The sequence below is a fragment of the Paenibacillus koleovorans NBRC 103111 genome (assembly GCF_004000845.1).
In the GTDB taxonomy this organism is placed as follows: Bacteria; Bacillota; Bacilli; order Paenibacillales; family NBRC-103111; genus Paenibacillus_AA; species Paenibacillus_AA koleovorans.
In genome coordinates this window covers 1-877 of record NZ_BIMA01000261.1, presented here as the reverse complement: position 1 = coordinate 877, position 877 = coordinate 1, and the positions used below count along the sequence as shown (strand labels likewise).

1 protein-coding gene is annotated in these 877 nt (G+C 50.5%); it reads left to right on the top strand.

The window, feature by feature from the left end:
- A partial coding sequence (locus tag PKO02S_RS32085) for an IS91 family transposase (RefSeq protein ID WP_127589358.1) occupies positions 1–721 on the top strand: 721 nt, incomplete at its 5' end.
- Between the last annotated feature and the right edge of the window lie 156 nt (positions 722–877).

Sequence of the window (877 nt, the reverse complement as noted above, 5' to 3'; positions counted from 1 at the left end):
GAAGCTGATTCGAAAACACTTGAACGAGGAGGAGAAAAAGGAAGTACAACCGCTGCTGCAGAAGGTCTACTCCGAAAATGGGGAAGGCTTCTATGTGTATGCGCCGCGACAAAAAGGAAATGTAAAGAAGCAGTTGGCGTACATTGGCCGGTATATTCGTCGACCCGCGATTGCGTTAAATCGGATCGAGGCGTATGACGGTCAACAGGTGACGTTTCGATACTATGATAAGACCGAGGAGAAGGAAAAGCGGGAAACGGTGAGTGTAGAAGAGTTCATCAGCCGCTTAGTACGACATATCCCGGATGAGCAGTTCAAGACGATCCGGCATTATGGCGTATACGCGCGACGGATCAAGGGAATGTGCAAGAAACTAGTAAGTGCTTGGCAGAAGCAAGTGAGGAAATGGATCGTCAAAGCGAAGCGAGTCTTGAAGCGCAGGAGCTGGTCGGATAAGATCAGAGAGGAGACAGGCCAGGATCCGCTGGTCTGTCTGAACTGTGGGTGTAAGTATGAGTACAAGGGAGAAGTAGGTCTGGAGAACGGCCAATTGGTGGTAAAATACGCGGCTTGTGTAACGACCCGGGCCGTATTGGAGAGGATGATCAGAGGTGTCACCGGTATCGAAGAGACGAAAACCCGAGAAGAAAAAGAAGAAACAACCATCAAGCTCGTCCCAGGGGAGCCACAAGGGAGTAAACTATATCTGTTTGCAGTGTGAGGAAGCGGAGGTAATCCCAATGGGAGTGGTGAGGGAAATGGATCGGATGGATGGAGGAGATCCGAGTGTACCGCCAAAGTTCCGTTGTGAAAGCTGTGGCGGGGAGATGTACCCGGAGTACTACAAGGGAGTACACGGCTATGAATACCGGATAGA